16 protein-coding genes and 1 rRNA gene are annotated in these 18,648 nt (G+C 72.6%); 13 read left to right on the forward strand and 4 right to left on the reverse strand.

Annotated elements, in window-relative coordinates:
• Together rrf and ACFY5C_RS27620 are read left to right on the forward strand one after the other, a co-directional pair.
• Positions 1-93: ribosomal RNA gene (gene rrf / locus ACFY5C_RS27615) — 5S ribosomal RNA — on the forward strand; the annotation flags it as partial.
• A gap of 1,254 nt (positions 94-1,347) precedes the next feature.
• Entirely contained in the window at positions 1,348-2,100 is a 753-nt protein-coding gene (locus tag ACFY5C_RS27620; protein WP_389449185.1) for a hypothetical protein, read from the forward strand.
• Positions 2,101-2,155: 55 nt separating this feature from the next.
• Here ACFY5C_RS27620 and ACFY5C_RS27625 read toward each other — a convergent pair whose 3' ends face one another.
• Entirely contained in the window at positions 2,156-3,448 is a 1,293-nt protein-coding gene (locus ACFY5C_RS27625; RefSeq protein WP_389448640.1) for a DUF1015 domain-containing protein, read from the reverse strand.
• A gap of 72 nt (positions 3,449-3,520) precedes the next feature.
• Here ACFY5C_RS27625 and ACFY5C_RS27630 point away from each other — a divergent pair, with 72 nt between their 5' ends.
• From ACFY5C_RS27630 to ACFY5C_RS27645, 4 genes are all read left to right on the forward strand, one after another.
• Positions 3,521-4,549, forward strand: a complete 1,029-nt coding sequence (locus ACFY5C_RS27630; protein WP_389448643.1) for an HAD hydrolase-like protein — start codon at positions 3,521-3,523, stop codon at positions 4,547-4,549.
• 136 nt (positions 4,550-4,685) lie between these two features.
• Entirely contained in the window at positions 4,686-5,729 is a 1,044-nt protein-coding gene (locus ACFY5C_RS27635; protein ID WP_389448646.1) for a FecCD family ABC transporter permease, read from the forward strand.
• Between the two features lie 38 nt (positions 5,730-5,767).
• Positions 5,768-6,823: a FecCD family ABC transporter permease gene (locus ACFY5C_RS27640; protein WP_389449188.1), complete on the forward strand. Its 1,056-nt coding sequence runs from the start codon at positions 5,768-5,770 to the stop codon at positions 6,821-6,823.
• 131 nt (positions 6,824-6,954) lie between these two features.
• Positions 6,955-7,791, forward strand: a complete 837-nt coding sequence (locus tag ACFY5C_RS27645; protein WP_389449191.1) for an ABC transporter ATP-binding protein — start codon at positions 6,955-6,957, stop codon at positions 7,789-7,791.
• A 45-nt stretch (positions 7,792-7,836) separates the two neighbouring features.
• On the opposite strand, the gene ACFY5C_RS27650 is transcribed toward ACFY5C_RS27645, so the two are convergent.
• Positions 7,837-8,184 (reverse strand): sterol-binding protein, encoded by a 348-nt coding sequence (locus ACFY5C_RS27650; RefSeq protein WP_389448649.1) that lies wholly within the window; start codon positions 8,182-8,184, stop codon positions 7,837-7,839.
• Positions 8,185-8,226: 42 nt separating this feature from the next.
• On the opposite strand from ACFY5C_RS27650, the gene ACFY5C_RS27655 reads away from it, so the two are divergent.
• The 6 genes from ACFY5C_RS27655 to ACFY5C_RS27680 all read left to right on the forward strand — a co-directional run bounded on the left by ACFY5C_RS27655 (position 8,227) and on the right by ACFY5C_RS27680 (position 14,382).
• Positions 8,227-8,544: a hypothetical protein gene (locus ACFY5C_RS27655; protein WP_389448651.1), complete on the forward strand. Its 318-nt coding sequence runs from the start codon at positions 8,227-8,229 to the stop codon at positions 8,542-8,544.
• A gap of 7 nt (positions 8,545-8,551) precedes the next feature.
• Entirely contained in the window at positions 8,552-9,367 is an 816-nt protein-coding gene (locus tag ACFY5C_RS27660; protein ID WP_389448654.1) for a TlyA family RNA methyltransferase, read from the forward strand.
• Positions 9,364-10,269, forward strand: a complete 906-nt coding sequence (locus ACFY5C_RS27665; protein ID WP_328428696.1) for an NAD kinase — start codon at positions 9,364-9,366, stop codon at positions 10,267-10,269. The genes ACFY5C_RS27660 and ACFY5C_RS27665 overlap by 4 nt, the downstream gene beginning before the upstream one ends.
• 210 nt (positions 10,270-10,479) lie before the next feature.
• On the forward strand, positions 10,480-12,198 hold the full coding sequence (gene recN / locus ACFY5C_RS27670) for a DNA repair protein RecN (protein WP_389449194.1): 1,719 nt from the start codon (positions 10,480-10,482) through the stop codon (positions 12,196-12,198).
• Positions 12,199-12,225: 27 nt separating this feature from the next.
• Positions 12,226-12,978 carry a hypothetical protein gene (locus tag ACFY5C_RS27675; protein ID WP_389448657.1) on the forward strand — a complete coding sequence of 251 codons (753 nt, stop codon included), beginning with the start codon at positions 12,226-12,228 and terminating at the stop codon, positions 12,976-12,978.
• 267 nt (positions 12,979-13,245) lie between these two features.
• Entirely contained in the window at positions 13,246-14,382 is a 1,137-nt protein-coding gene (locus ACFY5C_RS27680; protein WP_389448660.1) for a glycosyltransferase family 4 protein, read from the forward strand.
• Between the two features lie 31 nt (positions 14,383-14,413).
• Here ACFY5C_RS27680 and ACFY5C_RS27685 read toward each other — a convergent pair whose 3' ends face one another.
• Positions 14,414-16,066 (reverse strand): PucR family transcriptional regulator, encoded by a 1,653-nt coding sequence (locus ACFY5C_RS27685; protein WP_389448663.1) that lies wholly within the window; start codon positions 16,064-16,066, stop codon positions 14,414-14,416.
• Between the two features lie 88 nt (positions 16,067-16,154).
• Between ACFY5C_RS27685 and ACFY5C_RS27690 the strand changes: the two genes are divergently transcribed.
• Positions 16,155-17,117, forward strand: coding sequence for an LLM class F420-dependent oxidoreductase (locus ACFY5C_RS27690; protein ID WP_389448666.1), 963 nt, complete (start codon positions 16,155-16,157; stop codon positions 17,115-17,117).
• Positions 17,118-17,203: 86 nt separating this feature from the next.
• Here ACFY5C_RS27690 and ACFY5C_RS27695 read toward each other — a convergent pair whose 3' ends face one another.
• The gene (locus tag ACFY5C_RS27695; RefSeq protein WP_389448669.1) at positions 17,204-18,583 is read right to left on the reverse strand and encodes an FAD-binding protein; all 1,380 of its coding nucleotides are present in this window, start codon (positions 18,581-18,583) and stop codon (positions 17,204-17,206) included.
• Between the last annotated feature and the right edge of the window lie 65 nt (positions 18,584-18,648).

The raw sequence follows: 18,648 nt of genomic DNA on the forward strand, positions 1-18,648 counted from the left end.
ACGCCCGGTTACATTCCGAACCCGGAAGCTAAGCCTTACAGCGCCGATGGTACTGCAGGGGGGACCCTGTGGGAGAGTAGGACGCCGCCGAACAATCTTTGGGAAGGACCCCTGGTCACCAGCGTTCAGCTGGGACCAGGGGTCCTTTCGTTTTTACAATGCTTGCGGTACCGAAGACAGGAGTCACCGATGTCCACCAACTCTCCCGACGACCGACCGGAGCGCGAACCGCGGCGACGGGACAGTGGTGACCGCGGCGACCGGGGTGATCGAGGCGGTTACCGGGGCGGCGACCGTAGCGGTCCCCGTCGCGACAACGACCGTGGTGGCTACGGGCGTCGTGACGATCGCCGTAGTGACGACCGGGGTGGCGACCGCGGTGGCTTCCGCCGCGATGACCGGCGTGACGACCGACGTGGCGATGACCGTCGTGACGACCGACGTGGCGATGACCGTGGTGGCTTCCGCCGGGACGACAACCGTGGCGGTGGCGGTTACGGCCGGCGCGATGACCGTGGCGGCGACCGGCGTGAGGGCGATCGGGGTCCCCGTCCGCCGTTCCGGAGGGACGACCGTTCCGGTGGGCCGCGTCGGGACGACCGTGACCGTGGCTTCCGTCGCGAGGGCGATCGTCCGTCGTTCCGTCGTGACGACCGGGGGGAGCGTCGCGACGACGAGCGAGGCGGGTTCGGCCGGCGCGATGACCGTCGTGGCGATGACCGTGGTGGCTTCCGCCGGGACGACAACCGGAGCGGTGGCGGTTACGGCCGTGGCGGCGACCGTCGTAGCGATGACCGTCGTGATGGTGACCGCGGCGGCTTCCGGCGCGATGACCGTGGCGGCGACCGTCGTGGCGATGACCGTCGTGATGGTGACCGCGGCGGCTTCCGGCGCGATGACAGGGACCGCGGGTTCCGTGGCGACGACCGGGACCGTGGCTTCCGGCGTGACGATCGCCGTGACGACCGTCGGGGTGACGACCGCGGTGGCGACCGACGCGATTTCAGGCGCGATGACCGCCGTGACGACCGACGTGGCGACGACCGCGGTGGGTTCCGCCGCGATGACCGCCGGGATGACCGGCGGGACGATCGTCGCGATGACCGGCGTGACGACCGTCGTGGTGATGATCGTGGCGGCTTCCGGCGGGACGACAGCCGGGGCGACCGTGGTGGGTTCCGTGGGCGTGACGACCGTGGCGGTCGTGGGCCCCGTCGGGACGACCGTGGTGGGCGTCCCGGAGGGTTCCGTGGGCGCGACGACCGGCGGGATGACAGGCGTGACGACCGGCGTGGCGGTGGCCGGTTCCGTGATGAGCGGGACCGGGACCGCGAGCCGATCAAGCGGCTGCCGATCCCGGAGGACGTCACGGGCGACGAGATCGACAAGGACGTACGGCAGGAGTTGCAGAGCCTGCCGAAGACGCTCGCGGAAGACGTCGCCAAGAACCTGGTGATGGTCGCGCGGCTCATCGACGAGGACCCCGAGGGCGCGTACGGCTACTCCAGGGTGGCCCTTCGGCTGGCGTCGCGGGTCGCGGCCGTGCGAGAGGCGGCCGGGTTCGCGGCGTACGCGAACCAGAAGTACGCCGAGGCGCTTGCCGAGTTCAGGGCTGCGCGGCGGATGACCGGTGGCGTGGAGCTGTGGCCGCTGATGGCCGACTGTGAGCGTGGGCTCGGGCGGCCGGAGAAGGCGCTGGACATGGCCGGGGCGTCCGAGGTGCACAAGCTGGACAAGGCCGGGCAGGTCGAGATGCGGCTCGTCGCGGCCGGCGCTCGGCGTGACATGGGGCAGCTGGACGCGGCCATCGTGACGCTGCAGAGCCCCGAGCTGGCCTCCAACGCCGTGCAGCCGTGGACCGCGCGGCTGCGGTACGCCTACGCGGACGCGCTGCTGGCGGCCGGGCGGCAGGGTGAGGCGCGTGAGTGGTTCGCCAAGGCCCTCGAGGCCGACAAGGAGGGCAGCACGGACGCCTCCGACCGGCTCGCCGAGTTGGACGGTGTCGAGTTCGTCGACGCCTTCGACGAGAGCGAGAGCGAGAGCGACGACAGTCGTGATGGGCAGGCTCAGGCCGATCCCGAAGAGGGCGGCAAGGAGTGAGCTGGGTGTGATGTGAAGGGCGGGATCCCGGGCTGGGGTCCCGCCCTTTTTGCGTTCACCCTTCCAGGGTGCGCAGCACCAGGCCCGATGCCGGCTTCGGGCCGAACGACGTGGACTTGCGGGGCATCGTGACGCCCTGGCGGGCCAGGTCGCGTACGACGTCCTCGCGGACCGGGTGCATCAGGACGGCCGTACCGCCGTCGCGTTCCGCCTTTTTGACGGTGGCGGTTGTGTCGTGGATGTAGGCGATGCGAGTGGGGTCGTCCTCCGGGATGTGCCAGACATGGGCGAGGAGTGTGGCGTGCAGGACGGTGGCGTCCAGGGTGCGCCAGGCTGCGGGGCGGTCGGTGGGGACCGTGCTGTCGAGGAGGGCCGGGTCCGGGTCGTCGACGAGGTGGAAGGCGCCGTCTCCGGCCAGGAGGTAGGCGTTGCCCGCGCAAGCCGCGTCGGCCAGTGCTTCGAGGGCCTCGGCAAGCGGGACTTCGAGGCGGCGTACGCGGAAGCGGCCGTCGAGGGCGGCCAGGGCGTCCGGCACCGGCAGGTCGTGCAGGAGGCGGTGGATGGCGCGGACGCGGAGGGGGTAGCGGGCCGTGTCGACGAGGAGGACCAGGCCGTAGTCCCAGGGGCTGGGCGAGCCGTGCTCCGCGCGTAGACGTCGATAGGTCGCCCAGCGGTGATGGCCGTCGGCGATCAGGGCCTGGCGGAGGGTCAGGTCGGACTGGACGCGGTTCAGGTCGGCCGGGTCGGTGATCGACCACAGGCGGTGGCTGAAGCCGTCCTCCGTGGTAGTCGCGAAGAGCGGCGGGCGTTCGACCGTACGCTCGATGACGGCGGTCGTGTCGGTCGCCGTGCCGTTGCCGCGGTAGGTCAGCAGCAGCGGTTCGAGGTTCGCGGAGGTGGCGCGCATCAGAGCCGCTCTGTCGGCTACCACGTGCGGCATGACGTCCTCGTGCGGCAGGACGAGGCCCTCCGAGGGTTCCGTCACGCGCAGGGCGCCGATGACGCCACGCTGCAGCATGCCCTCGCCGTCACGCTGTTCGTAGACGTAGAGGCCTGGCTCGGGGTCGGTGGTCAGTACGCCTTCGGACAACCAGCGGTGCAGGGTCGTCGCGGCCTGGTTGTTACGGGCGTCCGCGGTGTCGGCCTGAGGGAGGATCAGCCGCACGATGTTGTACGGGTCCGCGTCCTGGAGCTGGTGCAGGCCGTCGGGGCGGACGACGACGTCGTACGGAGGCGATGTCACGGCGGCCAGGCTGCCGACCCGGTCGGGGTCGTAGCGAAGCCCTCGGAACGGGGTGAGTTCGAGGCCTCGGCGCGCCGTTGCTTCCTGGTGACCTGCTGTGTTCATCCCGGCATCGTACGGGTGTCAGTGGCATGGGGGATGATCGGAGGAAAGCCGTCGAACGAGGAGCGATGTGGAATGAGCCAGAGCGTCAGGAGGAGGCCGGAGGGCAGTGGCCAGGCCCTGAGCGAGGCGTACGACACCGCGCTGCTCGACCTCGACGGTGTGGTGTACGCCGGGGGCAACGCGATCGTGCATGCCGTGGAGTCGCTGGCCACGGCCCGTGCGGGCGGGATGCATCTCGCGTACGTCACGAACAACGCTTTGCGGACTCCGGACGTGGTGGCCGCGCATCTGACCGCGCTGGGGACGCCCGCGGGGGCTGACGACGTCATCACCTCGGCGCAGGCGGTCGCGCGGCTGATCAGTGAGCAGGTGCCGGCGGGCGCCCGCGTGCTGGTGATCGGCGGGGAGGGGCTGAGGGTCGCGCTGCGCGAGCGCGGGCTGGAGCCGGTGGAGTCGGCGGACGACGATCCGGCGGCGGTCGTGCAGGGGTACGGCGGGCCGGAGCTGGCGTGGGGGCGGTTCGCGGAGGCGTGCTACGCCATCGCGCGCGGGGTGCCGTGGTTCGCGTCCAACACCGACCTGACGATTCCGAGCGCGCGCGGGATCGCGCCGGGCAACGGCGCGGCGGTGGAGGTCGTGCGCATAGCCACCGGCGCCGAGCCGCAGGTGGCGGGCAAGCCGTTGCCCCCCATGCACCGGGAGACGATCCTGCGCACCGGCGCCGAGCGGCCGCTGGTCGTCGGAGACCGGCTGGACACGGACATCGAGGGAGCGTTCTACGGGGACGTCGACTCGCTGCTCGTGCTGACCGGGGTGACCGATGGCGCACAGCTGCTTGCCGCGCCGCCGCAGCATCGGCCGACTTATGTCGACGCCGATCTGCGCGGGTTGCTCACCGGGCAGCCGGAGGTCGCCGAGGACGGAGACGGCTTCCGGTGCGGTGGCTGGACGGCGACCGCCCGGGTGGACCGGCTGGAACTCGTCGGTGACGGTGAGGCCTTGGACGGGTTGCGGGCGCTGTGTGCGGCGGCCTGGACCGCGGCCGGGGACGGCTCGTGCGCGCTGGACGCGGGCAAGGAGCTGGCGCGGCTGGGGTTGTGACCTCGTCGGGACAGCGTGGCCCGGATGTGATGCCGCTGGGAGGGATTGAGGCCGGGGTGGTGACGCCCGTACGGCGTCATCGTGACCTTGTACGGCGGGATCGTGGCCGAATGGGAGGGTAGGCTAACCTAACTGCGTGTTGGTCGACAGTCCTCCTGAACAGCGCGCGGAGTCCCAGTCCGCGCCCCCAACCCGACGGGCGATACGTGCCGTTGGGTTGCTCGTCTCTGTCCTGATTCTGGTGGTCGTCGTTCTGGCGAGCATCGCCATCGGGGCGAAACAGCTGTCCCTGGGGGAGGTCTGGCACGGACTGTTCGAGAGTTCCGGGACCTACGGCGACGTCGTGGTCGACGACCGGATCTCGCGCACCGTCCTCGGACTGCTGGCCGGCGCCGCGCTCGGTCTCGCCGGGGCGGTGCTGCAGGCCCTCACCCGCAATCCGCTCGCCGATCCCGGGCTGCTCGGAATCAACGCGGGCGCGTCCGCCGCTGTCGTCACCGCCATCACGTTCTTCGGTGTCACCAGCCTCAGTGGCTACGTCTGGTTCGCCTTCCTCGGCGCGGCCGCGGTCGGGGCGATGGTGTGGTTCCTCGGCGGCAGCCGGGGCGCCACCCCGGTACGGCTCGCGCTCGCCGGTACGGCGATCAGTGCCGCGCTCTACGGCTATCTCCAGGCCGTGATGATCACGGACGACGCGGCGCTGAACAAGATGCGCTTCTGGACGGTCGGTTCGCTCAGCTCGGCGACGGACTCGACCATCAGGCAGGTGCTGCCGTTCCTCGTCGTCGGTGTGGTCCTCGCGCTCGCCCTCGCCCGGCCGCTCAACGCCATGGAGATGGGCGACGACACCGCCAAGGCGCTCGGCGCCAACCTGAACCGGACCCGGGTGCTGTCGATGCTCGCCGCGACCGTGCTGTGCGGCGCCGCGACCGCGGCCTGCGGGCCGATCGTGTTCGTCGGCCTGATGGTGCCGCATGTCGTGCGGTCCTTCACCGGCCCCGACCTGCGCTGGATCCTGCCGTATGCGGCCGTCCTGTCGCCCGTGCTGCTGCTCGGCGCCGATGTGCTCGGCCGGACCGTCACCCGGCCCGCCGAGCTCCAGGTCGGTATCGTCACCGCGATCCTCGGCGGACCGGTCTTCATCTTTCTCGTACGACGGCGGAGGACGGCCCAGCTGTGAGGACCGCAGTGAAGAACGAAGCCAAGACCGCGGCGCCGGTGGCGAACACCCGCGCCACCCGCGCCACCCGGGCCGTGCGGACGCCGGGCGGGATCTCCGTCCGGCTGGACGTCCGGGCGCTGACCGCCGTCCTGCTGCTGCTGCTCGCCGCGCTCGCCGCGAGCGTCCTGCTGATCGGCACTGGCGACTTCCCGATCTCGGCGGGCGACGTGCTCAAGACGCTGGCCGGCAACGGCAACGCGGGTCAGGAGTTCATCGTCAACGATCTGCGGCTGCCGCGGGTCCTGGTCGCCCTACTGGTCGGTGCCGCGCTCGGTCTCGGCGGGGCGCTGTTCCAGGCGCTGTCCCGCAACCCGCTGGGCAGCCCGGACATCCTCGGTCTCGGGCAGGGGGCCACGGCCGGGGCGCTCGTGGTGATCGTGCTGTTCTCCGGGGACTCCACCCAGGTGACCGTCGGAGCGCTCGTGGGCGGACTCGCCACCGGGCTCGCCATCTATCTCCTCGCCTGGAAGCGGGGCGTGCACGGTTACCGACTTGTCCTGGTCGGTATCGGCATGTCCGCGATCATGACGGCGGTCAACGGCTATCTGCTGACCAAGGCCGACCTGGTCGACGCGACCCGCGCGGTCGTGTGGATGACCGGCTCCCTCAGCGGCCGTGACTGGGCCCAGGTCTGGCCGCTGCTCGCGCTGTGTGTCGCCCTCGTGCCGCTCGTCCTCGGCAACGCGCGCGGGCTGCGGATGATGGAGATGGGCGACGACGTCTCGTACGCCCTCGGAGTGCGTGTCGAACGCGTACGGCTGCTGCTGATGCTGTCCGCCGTGCTGCTCACCGCGGCTGCCACCGCCGCCGCGGGCCCCGTCAGCTTCGTGGCCCTGACCGCGCCGCAGCTCGCCCGGCGCCTGACCCGCTCGCCCGGGCCGAACCTGCTGCCCTCGCTGTGTATGGGTGCCGCCCTCCTCGTCACCGCCGACTGGACCTCCCAGCGGGTCTTCGGCGCCGACCAGATGCCCGTGGGCGTGGTCACGGGCGTACTCGGCGGCGTATACCTGCTCTGGCTGCTCGTCACCGAGCGCAAGGCGGGCCGGATATGAGCGCCGGCAGCAATGGCAACGAGAGCCTCGGCCACGAGAGCCTCGGCCACGAGAGCCTCAGCCACGAGAGCCTGAGCGACGACAGCCTCAGCAGCGGGTCGAACAACGGGCTGAACAACCGAAGGAGCACTGTGAACCGCCTGTCCGCCGACAACGTCACCCTCGCCTACGACCAGCGGGTCATCGCCGAGCAGCTGTCGGTGGAGATACCCGACAACTCCTTCACCGTGATCGTCGGCCCCAACGCGTGCGGCAAGTCCACGCTGCTGCGGGCGCTCTCGCGGATGCTCAAGCCCAGCCAGGGCCGGGTCCTGCTGGACGGGTCGGTCATCCAGTCGATGCCGGCGAAGAAGGTCGCGCGCACGCTGGGGCTGCTGCCGCAGTCGTCGATCGCACCGGACGGGATCACCGTCGCCGACCTGGTGGGCCGCGGCCGGTACCCGCACCAGGGCATCCTGCGCCAGTGGTCGACCGAGGACGAGCGGGTCGTGCAGGAGTCGATGGAGCAGACCGGGGTCGCCGAGCTCGCGGATCGCTATGTCGACGAACTGTCCGGCGGCCAGCGTCAGCGCGTGTGGATCGCCATGGCGCTCGCCCAGCAGACGCCGCTGCTGCTGCTCGACGAGCCGACGACCTACCTCGACATCCAGCACCAGATCGACGTCCTCGACCTGTGCGCCCAGCTGCACGAGGAGCAGGGGCGGACGCTGGTCGCCGTGCTGCACGACCTCAACCACGCCGCCCGGTACGCCACGCACCTCATCGCGCTGCGCGGCGGGGAGATCATCGCTCAGGGCGCGCCGAACGACATCGTGACGGCCGAACTGGTCGAGGACGTCTTCGGGCTGCGCTGCCAGGTCATCGACGACCCCGAGACGGGCACGCCGCTCGTGGTTCCGGCGGCGCGCAAGGCGCGGGCCGGGGGCAAGGCGGACGTCACGAAGGTGGCCGCCGCGGAAGCCTCCTGAGGTGCCCCGGAGAAGCCTCCTGAGGTGACGTAGACCTGAGGGGTTTCAAAGAAGCTTCCTGAGCAGCAGCAGGTCGCGCAGGCCCGCGTGCAGCTTCACGCGGCCCGAGCCCCACGCCTTGGCGAAGTGCAGGTCGCCGTCGACCATCGCGACCAGGTCGTCGCCGGTCATGCTCAGTCTGATCTGGGCCTTCTCGCGGGGCGGGCCCTGGAGGGTGTCGTGGACCTGGATGCGGCCGCCCGCCATGCGGCCGGCGAAGGTGACGTCCAGGTCGGTGATGTGGCAGCTCACCGAGCGGTCCAGGGCGGCGGCCGAGCGGACGTCCCCTTCGGCGCGCTGCATGTTGTCCGAGAGCTTTTCGAGTGCGGCGCGGCACTCCTCAGTCGTGGCCATCGCGATCGACCGTACCCCAGCGGTTCGGGGTAGCGTCTGGGCATGAGCGACACAGTTCCGCGGACGGAGGTCCCGGAGGCGACCGAGGCGGAGGCCGGGCAGGTGACCGACCCCGGGCCCGCGGCCGAACCCGAGTACGACCCCGCCGCCCCCGCCCCGCTGAACGTCCCCCGCACCCCCACCGGCCACGCCGACGTCGACGCGCAGCTGGAGCGGCTCGGCGATGCCGACCACCTCGCCACGGACGGGCACCTCGAGGTGTACGAGGATGTACACCGGGGGCTGCGCGACGCGCTCACCGCGCTCGACGCCCGCCCGGGACCTCCGGCGCCCCCGTCGACGTATGGGACTAGGAGCTGAACCGAACGTGGCAGGAGTCGCACGCCGCCGTCTTGACGCGGAGCTGGTCCGCCGGAAGCTCGCGCGCTCGCGCGAGCACGCCAGCCAGCTGATCGCCGCAGGGCGGGTCACCGTCGGCAAGACCGTCGCGACCAAGCCGGCCACGCAGGTGGAGACCGCGGCGGCGATCGTCGTCGTCGCCGACGGCAGCGATCCCGAGTACGTGTCCCGGGGAGGGCACAAGCTCGCGGGCGCTCTGGAGGTCTTCGTACCTCAGGGGCTGGCGGTCGAAGGGCGGCGGGCGCTCGATGCCGGGGCGTCCACCGGCGGGTTCACCGATGTGCTGCTGCGGGCCGGAGCCGCCCGTGTGGTCGCGGTCGACGTCGGGTACGGACAACTCGCCTGGACTCTCCGGAGTGATGAACGCGTGACCGTCAAAGACCGTACGAACGTACGCGAGTTGACGCTCGAAGCGATCGATGGGGAACCAGTGGATCTTGTCGTGGGGGATCTGTCCTTCATCCCGCTCGGACTGGTGCTGCCCGCCCTGGTGCGGTGCGTGAAGCCGGACGCCGATCTGGTGATGATGGTCAAGCCACAGTTCGAGGTGGGGAAGGAGCGGCTGGGCAGCGGCGGGGTCGTCCGCAGTCCCCAGCTGCGGGCCGAGGCCGTGCGCGGCGTGGCCGAGAAGGCGTGGGAACTCGGGCTCGGGGTGAAGGGGGTCACGGCGAGTCCGTTGCCCGGACCCTCCGGGAATGTCGAGTACTTTCTGTGGCTGCGTACCGGGGCGCCCGCCCTGGACCCGGCCGACGTTGACCGTGCAGTTGCGGAGGGGCCGCGTTGACACAGAACCGAGCTCGTACTGTTTTCCTGCTCGCCCACACGGGGCGTCCCGCGGCCATTCGCAGCGCCGAGCTGGTGGTCAAGGGGCTGTTGCGGGAGGGCATCGGGGTGCGCGTCCTGGAGTACGAGGCCGCCGACCTGCCGTTGCCGGACGAGGTGGAGCTCGTCAAGGAGGCGACTGCGCAGTGCCTCGACGGGTGCGAGCTGCTGATAGTGCTGGGCGGCGACGGGACGCTGCTGCGGGGCGCCGAGTTCGCCCGGGCGTCCGGGGTGCCGATGCTGGGTGTGAACCTCGGGCGGGTCGGGTTCCTCGCGGAGGCCGAGCGCGACGACCTCGACAAGGTCGTCGACCGGGTCGTGACCAAGGCGTACGAGGTCGAGGAGCGGATGACCGTCGACGTCGTCGTGCATCAGAACGGCGACATCGTGCACACGGACTGGGCGCTGAACGAGGCGGCCGTGCAGAAGGCCGGCGCCGAGAAGCTGCTCGAGGTCGTGCTGGAGATCGACGGGCGGCCGGTCACGGGGTTCGGGTGCGACGGGATCGTGCTGTCCACGCCGACCGGGTCCACGGCGTACGCCTTCTCGGCGGGCGGGCCTGTGGTGTGGCCCGAGGTCGAGGCGTTGCTGATGGTGCCGATCAGTGCGCATGCGTTGTTCGCGAAGCCATTGGTCACTTCGCCGGATTCCGTGTTGGCGGTGGAGGTTCTGCCTCATATTCCGCCCGGGGTGTTGTGGTGTGACGGGCGGCGGACTGTTGAGTTGCCGCCGGGGGCCAGGGTCGAGGTGCGGCGGGGGGCTGTGCCGGTGCGGTTGGCTCGGCTGCATCACGCGTCGTTCACGGATCGGCTTGTGGCGAAGTTCGCGTTGCCGGTTTCTGGATGGCGAGGGGCACCTCACTAGCGCTTTGCAGGGGGTGGTGGGGGACTCGTGGCGGCTGCGGGTTGTTCGTGGTTGCCCGCGCAGTTCCCCGCGCCCCTGGGCGGCGTTGCACTCGGCCGGGTGACTTGTGCGGTCGATGCACATTCGTCACCTGCACCTTCACATCATCGGGCCGGGGGCCGTCGCACTTCCCCGTGCTGACCTCGTAAGGTCGTGTCCGTGTTGGAGGAGATGCGGATACGGTCGCTCGGAGTCATCGACGACGCTGTCGTCGAGCTGTCGCCGGGGTTCACAGCCGTCACCGGTGAGACGGGTGCGGGCAAGACCATGGTGGTCACCAGCCTCGGGCTGCTGCTGGGTGGGCGTGCCGACCCGGCGCTCGTGCGGATCGGGGCCGACAAGGCGGTCGTGGAGGGGCGGATCACCGTCGCCGCGGGTGCGTCGGCCTTCGTACGGGCCGAGGAGGCCGGGGCCGAGCTCGACGACGGGGCTCTGCTGATCAGCCGTACCGTTTCCGCCGAGGGGCGGTCACGGGCGCATGTGGGCGGGCGCAGCGTGCCCGTGGGGCTGCTCGCCGACCTCGCCGACGACCTGGTGGCGGTGCACGGGCAGACGGACCAGCAGGGGTTGCTGAAGCTGACCCGGCAGCGGCAGGCGCTCGACCGCTACGCCGGTGATGCCGTCGCGGTGCCGCTCGCCAAGTACGGCGAGGCGTACCGGCGGCTGCGCGCGGTCTCCGTCGAGCTCGACGAGATCACCACGCGCGCGCGTGAGCGGGCCCAGGAAGCCGACATGCTGCGGTTCGGGCTCGACGAGATCGCCGGTGTCGAGCCGCGCGCCGGGGAGGACGTGGAGCTCGCGGAGGAGGCGGAGCGGCTCGGGCACGCGGAGGCGCTGTCGTCGGCCGCCACGGCCGGGCACGCCGCGCTCGCCGGCAACCCGGAGGACCCCGAGGGCATCGACGCCGCGACGCTCGTCGCGGGCGCGCAGCGGGCCCTGGACGCAGTGCGGTCGCACGATCCGGCGCTGGCCGCACTGGCCGACCGGATCGGCGAGATCGGGATCCTGCTGGGCGATGTCGCCGGGGAGTTGGCGGGGTACGCCGACGACCTGGACGCCGATCCCCTGAGGCTCGCGGCCGTCGAGGAACGGCGGGCCGCGCTGACCGCGCTCACGCGGAAGTACGGCGAGGACGTCGCCGCCGTGCTCACCTGGGCCGAGGAGAGCAGCCGGCGGCTCACCGAACTGGACAGCGACGACGAGCGCATCGACGAGCTGACGGCCGAGCGGGACGCGCTGCGGAGCGAGCTGGGCGGGCTGGCGCAGGCGTTGACAGATGCGCGGGCGGAGGCAGCCGAGCGGTTCGCCGCCGCCGTGACGGCGGAGCTGGCCTCGCTCGCGATGCCGCACGCGCGCGTGTCCTTCGACATCCGGCAGACCGACGATCCGCAGGGCGTGGAGGTCGGTGGACGCCCGGTCGCCTACGGGCCCTCGGGTGTGGATGAGGTCGAGCTGCTGCTCGCCCCGCACCCGGGAGCGCCGCCCCGGCCGATCGCCAAGGGCGCGTCCGGTGGTGAGTTGTCGCGCGTGATGCTCGCCGTCGAGGTCGTCTTCGCGGGGACCGATCCCGTGCCGACGTACCTGTTCGACGAGGTCGACGCCGGCGTCGGCGGCAAGGCGGCCGTGGAGATCGGCCGCCGGCTGGCCCGGCTGGCCAAGACCGCGCAGGTGGTCGTGGTGACCCACCTGCCGCAGGTCGCCGCCTTCGCCGACCGGCAGCTGCTCGTCGAGAAGACCAACGACGGGTCGGTCACCCGTTCCGGCGTGAAGGTCCTGGAGGGCGAGGAGCGCATCCGTGAACTGTCCCGGATGCTCGCCGGGCAGGAGGACTCGGAGACGGCTCGCGCGCACGCGGAGGAGCTGCTGGAGACGGCTCGGGCGGACGGGTAGCCGGACGGCGGCCCGTAGGGTGGCCGGATGATCAAGCAAGCCGTCTCCCTCGGCCTCTCCGCCGCCCTCACGCGCGCCGCCGTCGCCGCCCTGCGCGCCAAGGCCCCCGGCGGCCGTGAGCGCTGGGAGCGGAAGAACTACGCGGGCCGGACCGTGGAGTTGTACGCCGGGCCCGCCGTCGCCCTGGCGGCTGCGGTGGCCGTCGGGCGGGTGGCGCCGGCCGCCGGGGTCGCTGTGGCGGCTGCCGGAGCCTGCGGGGCGTATGACGACGTCGCGGGGGCCGGGGACCCCCGGCGTGGGTTCCGGGCGCATCTCTTCGCGCTCCGGGACGGCGAAGTGACCAGCGGGGCCGTGAAGTTGTTCGGCGTCTCCGCCGCCGGGCTCGTCGCGGGGGCGGTCCTCAAGGAGCGGCCCCTGGACAAGATGCTCGCGGGTGTCGTGATCGCCGGCGCCGCGCACTTCGTCAACCTCGTGGACGTGCGGCCGGGTCGAGCCGCTGCCGCGGTGCTCGCGCTCGGTGCGCCTGGGCTGCTGCGCCCGGGGCCCGGCGCGGAGTCGGCCGCCGGTGCCATGGGAGCCGCGGCGGCCGTACTGCCCGACGACCTCGGGGAGCGGGCGATGATCGGTGACACCGGAGCGCATGCGCTCGGCGCGGCCCTCGGCGCGGCGGTCGTGGCCGGGAACGGGCGCGCCGGGCTGATTGCCCACGCCGCCGCGGTCGTCGCCGCCGCGGTGTACGGCGACAAGGTGAGTGAGGTTGCCCGTAGGGCGGTCGGGTGACGCGTCGCAGGTCGTCGGGCCTGCCCAGCGCGCGCATGTTCGGCCACAACCTCCACCCCGCCTCACTCGTGCAGGTGACTCGGCGCGGCGCGTTGCCCCGCAGCTGAGCCGTCCACGCCCTGTCGCCGTTCCCGGAACGGCCGTACGTCCTGGCATCCTTGGCGTAAACACGTCGTACGCGTAGGGATTCTCGCGGTACACCCCCTCCGCCCGATCCTTCTGTACGTTCTTCGTGACCGCCCGACCCGAAGCAGGAGCCCCGGCCACGTGACCCCCGTGAGCAGCCACTCACCGCACGGCCAGTCGTCGCTGCGCACCGTGCAGGTGCTGGGCGGCGGCAACGCCGGCAGTAGCGCGCATGTGCGATCGCTGGCCTCGGGGCTGGTCGCACGGGGCGTGCGGGTCACCGTGTGCGCCCCTGTCGAGGCCGATCACCTCTACGACTTCACGGGGGCCGGCGCCCAACATGTGCATGTGCCGCGCAGCAGCGATCCGGCTTCCGTGGCCACGCTCAGGGCCGCCTGCGTGGACGCCGACCTGGTGCACGCGCACGGGCTGCACGCGTCCTTCCGTGCCGTGCTCGCGCTGAGCGGGCGGCGCACTCCGCTCGTCGTCACCTGGCACGACCGTGCGCACGCCGAGGGCGCCCGCGCCCACCTCCTGCGGCTGTTGGAGCGGCGGGTCGTCAAGGCCGCCTCCGTCGTCCTCGGGACCACCTCGGCGCTGGTGGACCGGGCCCGCCGGACCGGCGCCCGCGACGCGCGCCTCGCGGCCGTCGCGCTGCCCGCGCCGAGCCGCGCCGTCGAGCACGACGACCCCGACCGGCTGCGGCCCAAGGTCCGGGCCGAACTCGGCGCCACCGGACGCCCGTTGCTGATCGCCGTCGGCTCGCTGGAGCGGCATCGCGGCTACGACGTGCTGCTGGACGCCTCGCGCGCGTGGCTGCGGCTCGATGCCGTGCCGTTGGTCGTGATCGCGGGGGAGGGGGCGCTGCGGGCCGATCTGCAGCGCCGGATCGAGGACGAGGGGCTGCCCGTGCGGCTCATCGGGCGGCGTGACGACGTCTCCGAGCTGCTCGCGGCGGCCGACGTGGCGCTTCTGCCGAGCAGTTGGGAGTCACGGTCGGTCCTCGCCCAGGAGGCCCTCCACGCGCGCGTGCCGCTCGTCGCCACCGACGTCGGCGGTGTGCCGGAACTCGTCGGCGACGCGGCCGAACTCGTCCCGTACGGCGACCCGGAGGCCCTCGCCGACGCCGTCGTACGGCTGCTCGGCGATCCCGAGCGGCAGGAGTTCCTCAGGGAGCGGGGAGCACGGCAGGCGGCCACCTGGCCGACCGAGGACGAGACAGTCGCCCAAGTGCTCAGCGTGTACGACGAGTTGACGCAGCCTCGGCCCATGATCTAGACGCCGGAACGTCCGTGGCGCACGTGCCGTTCTATCCCGCATGCCTGCGTGCCCGAAGCGCCAGGCTCAACGCCAGCACCGTCTGCGGGTCGTCGAGGTCCGTGCCGAGCAACTCGCCGATACGGGCGAGGCGGTTGTAGAGCGTCTGCCGGTTGAGGTGCAGCTCGCGGGCCGTCTCCGCCTTGCGGCCCGCGTGCGCCAAGTACGTCTCCAGGGTGGGCAGCAGGGGCGGCTTGGAGCGGTTGTCGTGGTCGCGGAGCGGGCCGATCGCGCGGTCCACGAAGGCCGCGAGGTCCGGGTGGTCGCGCAGTCGCCACAGCAGCAGGTCGATGTCCAGGCGCCGGGCGTCGTACCAGGGGCGGTCGGACAGGCCCTGCGCCGCCGTCGCCGTCTCCGCCGCGTGCCTGAGGCCCGCCGAGGCCGCCGCCCAGCCGCCGGCCACGCCGACCACCACGACCGGTGGCGGCGCCCCGGGGCGCTGGACCCCGGCCCGCTCCACGCCCGCCCGCAGCGCCACCGCGACCCGGTCCGCGACGGCCGACCGCTCCGATTCCGAACGCAGGCCCAGCAGAAGCGGCACCCGCCCCTCCACGGGCCGTACGCCCAAGAGCACCGGCGCCCCCACCGAGGCCAGCTCCTCGCCGACCGCGCGCGCCAGCACCGCCCAGCCCCCGCCCGGCGACAACGCGTCGCCCAGTCGCATCACGACCGGCAGCAGCGGGCCGTCACCCGGCTTGAAGCCCAGCACGCGCGCCTGTGCCGGGGCGTCCTCGGCGGCGATACGGCCCTCCGCGAGGTCGGTCAGGAAGTCGCCGCGCCCGCGCGCCGCCAGCTCCTCCTCCTGGCGCGCCTGCATCAGCACCACGGCCAGGCTGCCCGCGGCCCGCTCGGCGGCGATGCGGTGCACGGGCGCGAGCGGGCCCCGTACGGGGAGCAGCACGAGGCGGGCCCGGACGGAGCCCGTCCCCGGGCCGCCACCCGGCACATCGACCAGCACCGACCCACCCGGCGGCGGCGCGTCCTTGTGCTGGCCCCGCAGTCCCTCCCACACCTGCAACGGATCCGCACCCTCGGGGCCCGCCCCTGCGGCGTACAGCAGTTGGCCGTCCGTCGTCTCCAGGAACACCGGGTTGCCGCTGAAGTCGGCCAGGATGCCCAGCACTTGGGGCACACCGCCGCCGCCGAGCAGCGCGTCCGTGCACCGCCGGTGCACCTCCTCGGCCCGTTGCAGCAGCGCGTAGTGGCCATTGACGATCTCGGTGTGGATCTCCTCGGTGACCGTCACGAAGGCCACCTCACGGTGCAGCTGGACGAGCGGCAGACCGGCCGTACGCGCCGTGTCGACGAGCGCGGCGGGCAGCCGCGTGAAGCGCGGGCCCAGCTCGACGACCAGGGCCGCGATGCCCCGCTCCGCCAGGGTGCGCACGAACGCGCGCTGGTCGGCCGGGCGGGTGCCGAGGCCGTAGCCCGTGGTCAGCAGCAGTTCCCCGCCCTTCAGCAGCGAGGCGATGTTGGGTACCTCGCCGGCGTGCACCCAGCGCACGGTCCGTCCCAGCCGGTCGCCGCCCGCGAGGACCTCCGGCAGACCACTGCGCAGCCCGGGCAGCTCCAGCGCCCGCCGCACGGTGATCCCGGCGCTGTGGGTCCCGTAGCCGCTGTCCGTACCGCCCGTGCCGCTGTCCATGTGCCGGACGCTACCCGTGCGCGGGCTCCCCTGACATCTCCGGAGCCGATCATGCGTTGCGGTGCGTGAGCGGGGTAGCCGCGTCGGCATGGACTTCAGCGTGGTTGCCGTGGCCCGGGAGGACGAGAGTCCGGTCGAGGAGCCGCTGCGGGTGGCCGTGGCCGCCGACCGGCTCGGGTACCGCGAGGTGTGGGCGGGGGAGGGGCCGACCTGGGACTCCTTCGTCCTCGCCACGGCCATCGGGCGGGCCACCGAGCGGGTCGCGCTGACGGCCGGTCCCGTGGCGGTGTCGGTGCGCGAGCCGTTCGGGATCGCGCGGGGCGCCGCCTCGGTCGCCGCCGTCACCGGGCGGCCGGTCGGGGTGGCCCTGGGGACGTCCAGCAAGCGGGTGGTCGAGGGCGTGCACGGGGTGCCGCGGGTACGGCCCGCCGCCGCGATGGAGGCCTCGGCGGCGGCCCTGCGCGTCTTCCTGCACGGCAGGCCCGGGGAACCGGTCGTCCCCGGCAGCGCCTTCCCGCGACGCCTCCAGCCGCCCGGCGGCCCGCTCACCGTGGCGGCGTTCGGGGACCGCGCGATCGCCACGGCGGCGGTGCACGCCGACCGGATGCTGCTCGACCTCGTCTCGCCCGAACAGGTGCGGACGCTGCGGGGGAAGCTGGAAGCGGCAGCCACGCGCGCGGGCCGTACGTCGCCGCCCACCCTGGCCGCCTGGCTGCCCGCCGCCGTAGAGCCGGACCCGGACTCCCTCGCGCAGGTCCTGCGGAGCATCGCCGGGTATCTGACGGTGCCGGGCTACAGCGACACGTTCGAGGCGGCCGGCTTCGGTGAGGCGGTCGAGCTGGCCCGTACCGGTGCCGATCCCGGCACGCTGGTCCAAGCGCTGCCTGCCGCGGCGGCGGGCATGGTCGGCCTGGTGGGTGACCTGGACGCCGTACGCGCGCGCGTCGAGGCGTACGCCGAGGCCGGACTGGACGAGATCGCCCTCGTGCCGGCGACGGCGGGCGACCCGGGCGGGGAGCGGACGCTGACGGCGTTCAAGCAAGTCGGCTGACGGCGTCCGAGCAACTCGGCTGACGGCGTTCAATCAAGCCGACCCTTCCGGCGCTCGGGCGGACCGTGCCCGGGTCGGCTCACCGCTCAGGCCGGCCTGATGTTGTGGTTGAACCGGAAGACGTTGTCCGGGTCGTAGCGCCGCTTCAGCTCGGCCAGCCGCCGCGTGTTCTCGGGGCCCACTCCGGCCACGACCCGCTCGGCACCCTCGTCCCCGATGAAGTTGAGGTAGACCGCGCCGGTGCTCCACGGCCGCGCGTCGGCGCGGACGTCCCGGACCCACTGGACGCACCGCTCGTCGTCCGCGGGGTCCTCCCAGATCGCGAAGGGGTGGACGGCCCAGGGCGCGTCACGGTAGGGCACTGGATACTCGGGCGGGCCCGCGGCGATCGCCCCGCCCAGCGGGAACAGCACATGGATGGTCCCGGTCGCGGGCATGGCCTCGCCCCGGGCGCAGAAGGCGTCGAGGTAGGTGTCGGGCGCACTCGCCAGGTACTCCGCCGACCAGTAATTCCGCATCCCCGGCGGATCGTCGAGCATGCACTGGACATCGGCGTACGGCATCGCCCCGACGATCTCCGACTCGTGCGGCAGCGCCAGCAGGGGTTCGGCCAGCTTGCGCATGTCCTCCTCGGGCCCCGCGTACGTCAGCAGCGCACCGCACAGGATCTTGCCGACCAGGTGCGGCGGTACGAACCCCTCGGGCGGGCCGGTGAGATACAGCACACCGCCGCTCGCCTCGTCCGGGGCCAGGGTGATCAGCTCGCGGTAGGTGCGGACGACCTCGGGGCCCGACTCCGGCAGGTACAGGACCAGCGCGATGGAGAACTCGGGCAGCTCATGGAGCCCCAGGGTGAGCGCGGTCGCGACTCCGAAGTTGCCGCCACCGCCGTGCAGGCCCCAGAACAGCTCGGGGTTCTCGTCGGCGTTCGCGTGGACCCGTTCGCCGTCCGCGGTGACGAGCTCGACACCGAGCAGATTGTCGACGGCCAGTCCGCACCAGCGGTCCAGCCAGCCGGAGCCGCCGCCGAGGACGAAACCGCCGACACCGGTCGTGGAGGCCCGGCCACCGGTCGTGGCGAGCCCGTGCGGCTGGCAGGCGCGGTCCAGGTCGCTCATCGTCGCCCCGCCCGCGATCCGTACCGCCTCGGCCGCCGGGTCGACGGTGACCCCACGCATATGGCGCAGGTCGATCACCAGGCCGTTGTCGTTGACCGCCATGCCCGCGACGCTGTGCCCGCCGCCGCGCACCGCGATGTTGAGGTCCAGGTCCCGTGCGAACCGCACGGCCCGCACGACGTCGTCCTCGTCCACGCACTGCGCGATCACCGCGGGCCGCCGGTCGATCATGGCGTTGAAGACGACCCGCGCGTCGTCGTAACCGAAGTCCCCCGGCGCGAACACATCACCGGCGAGATCCTCGCGCAGCGCGGTGAGGGCCGCGCCCGCCTTCGAGAGGGAAGCCATGGCTGCCCCCTTCCGTTGCCGGGGCAGTCGCTGCTTCCCAGCCTAGGCGGGCGCGTTGCGGCAGT

The sequence above is a fragment of the Streptomyces sp. NPDC012935 genome, from assembly GCF_042900345.1.
In the GTDB taxonomy this organism is placed as follows: domain Bacteria; phylum Actinomycetota; class Actinomycetes; order Streptomycetales; family Streptomycetaceae; genus Streptomyces.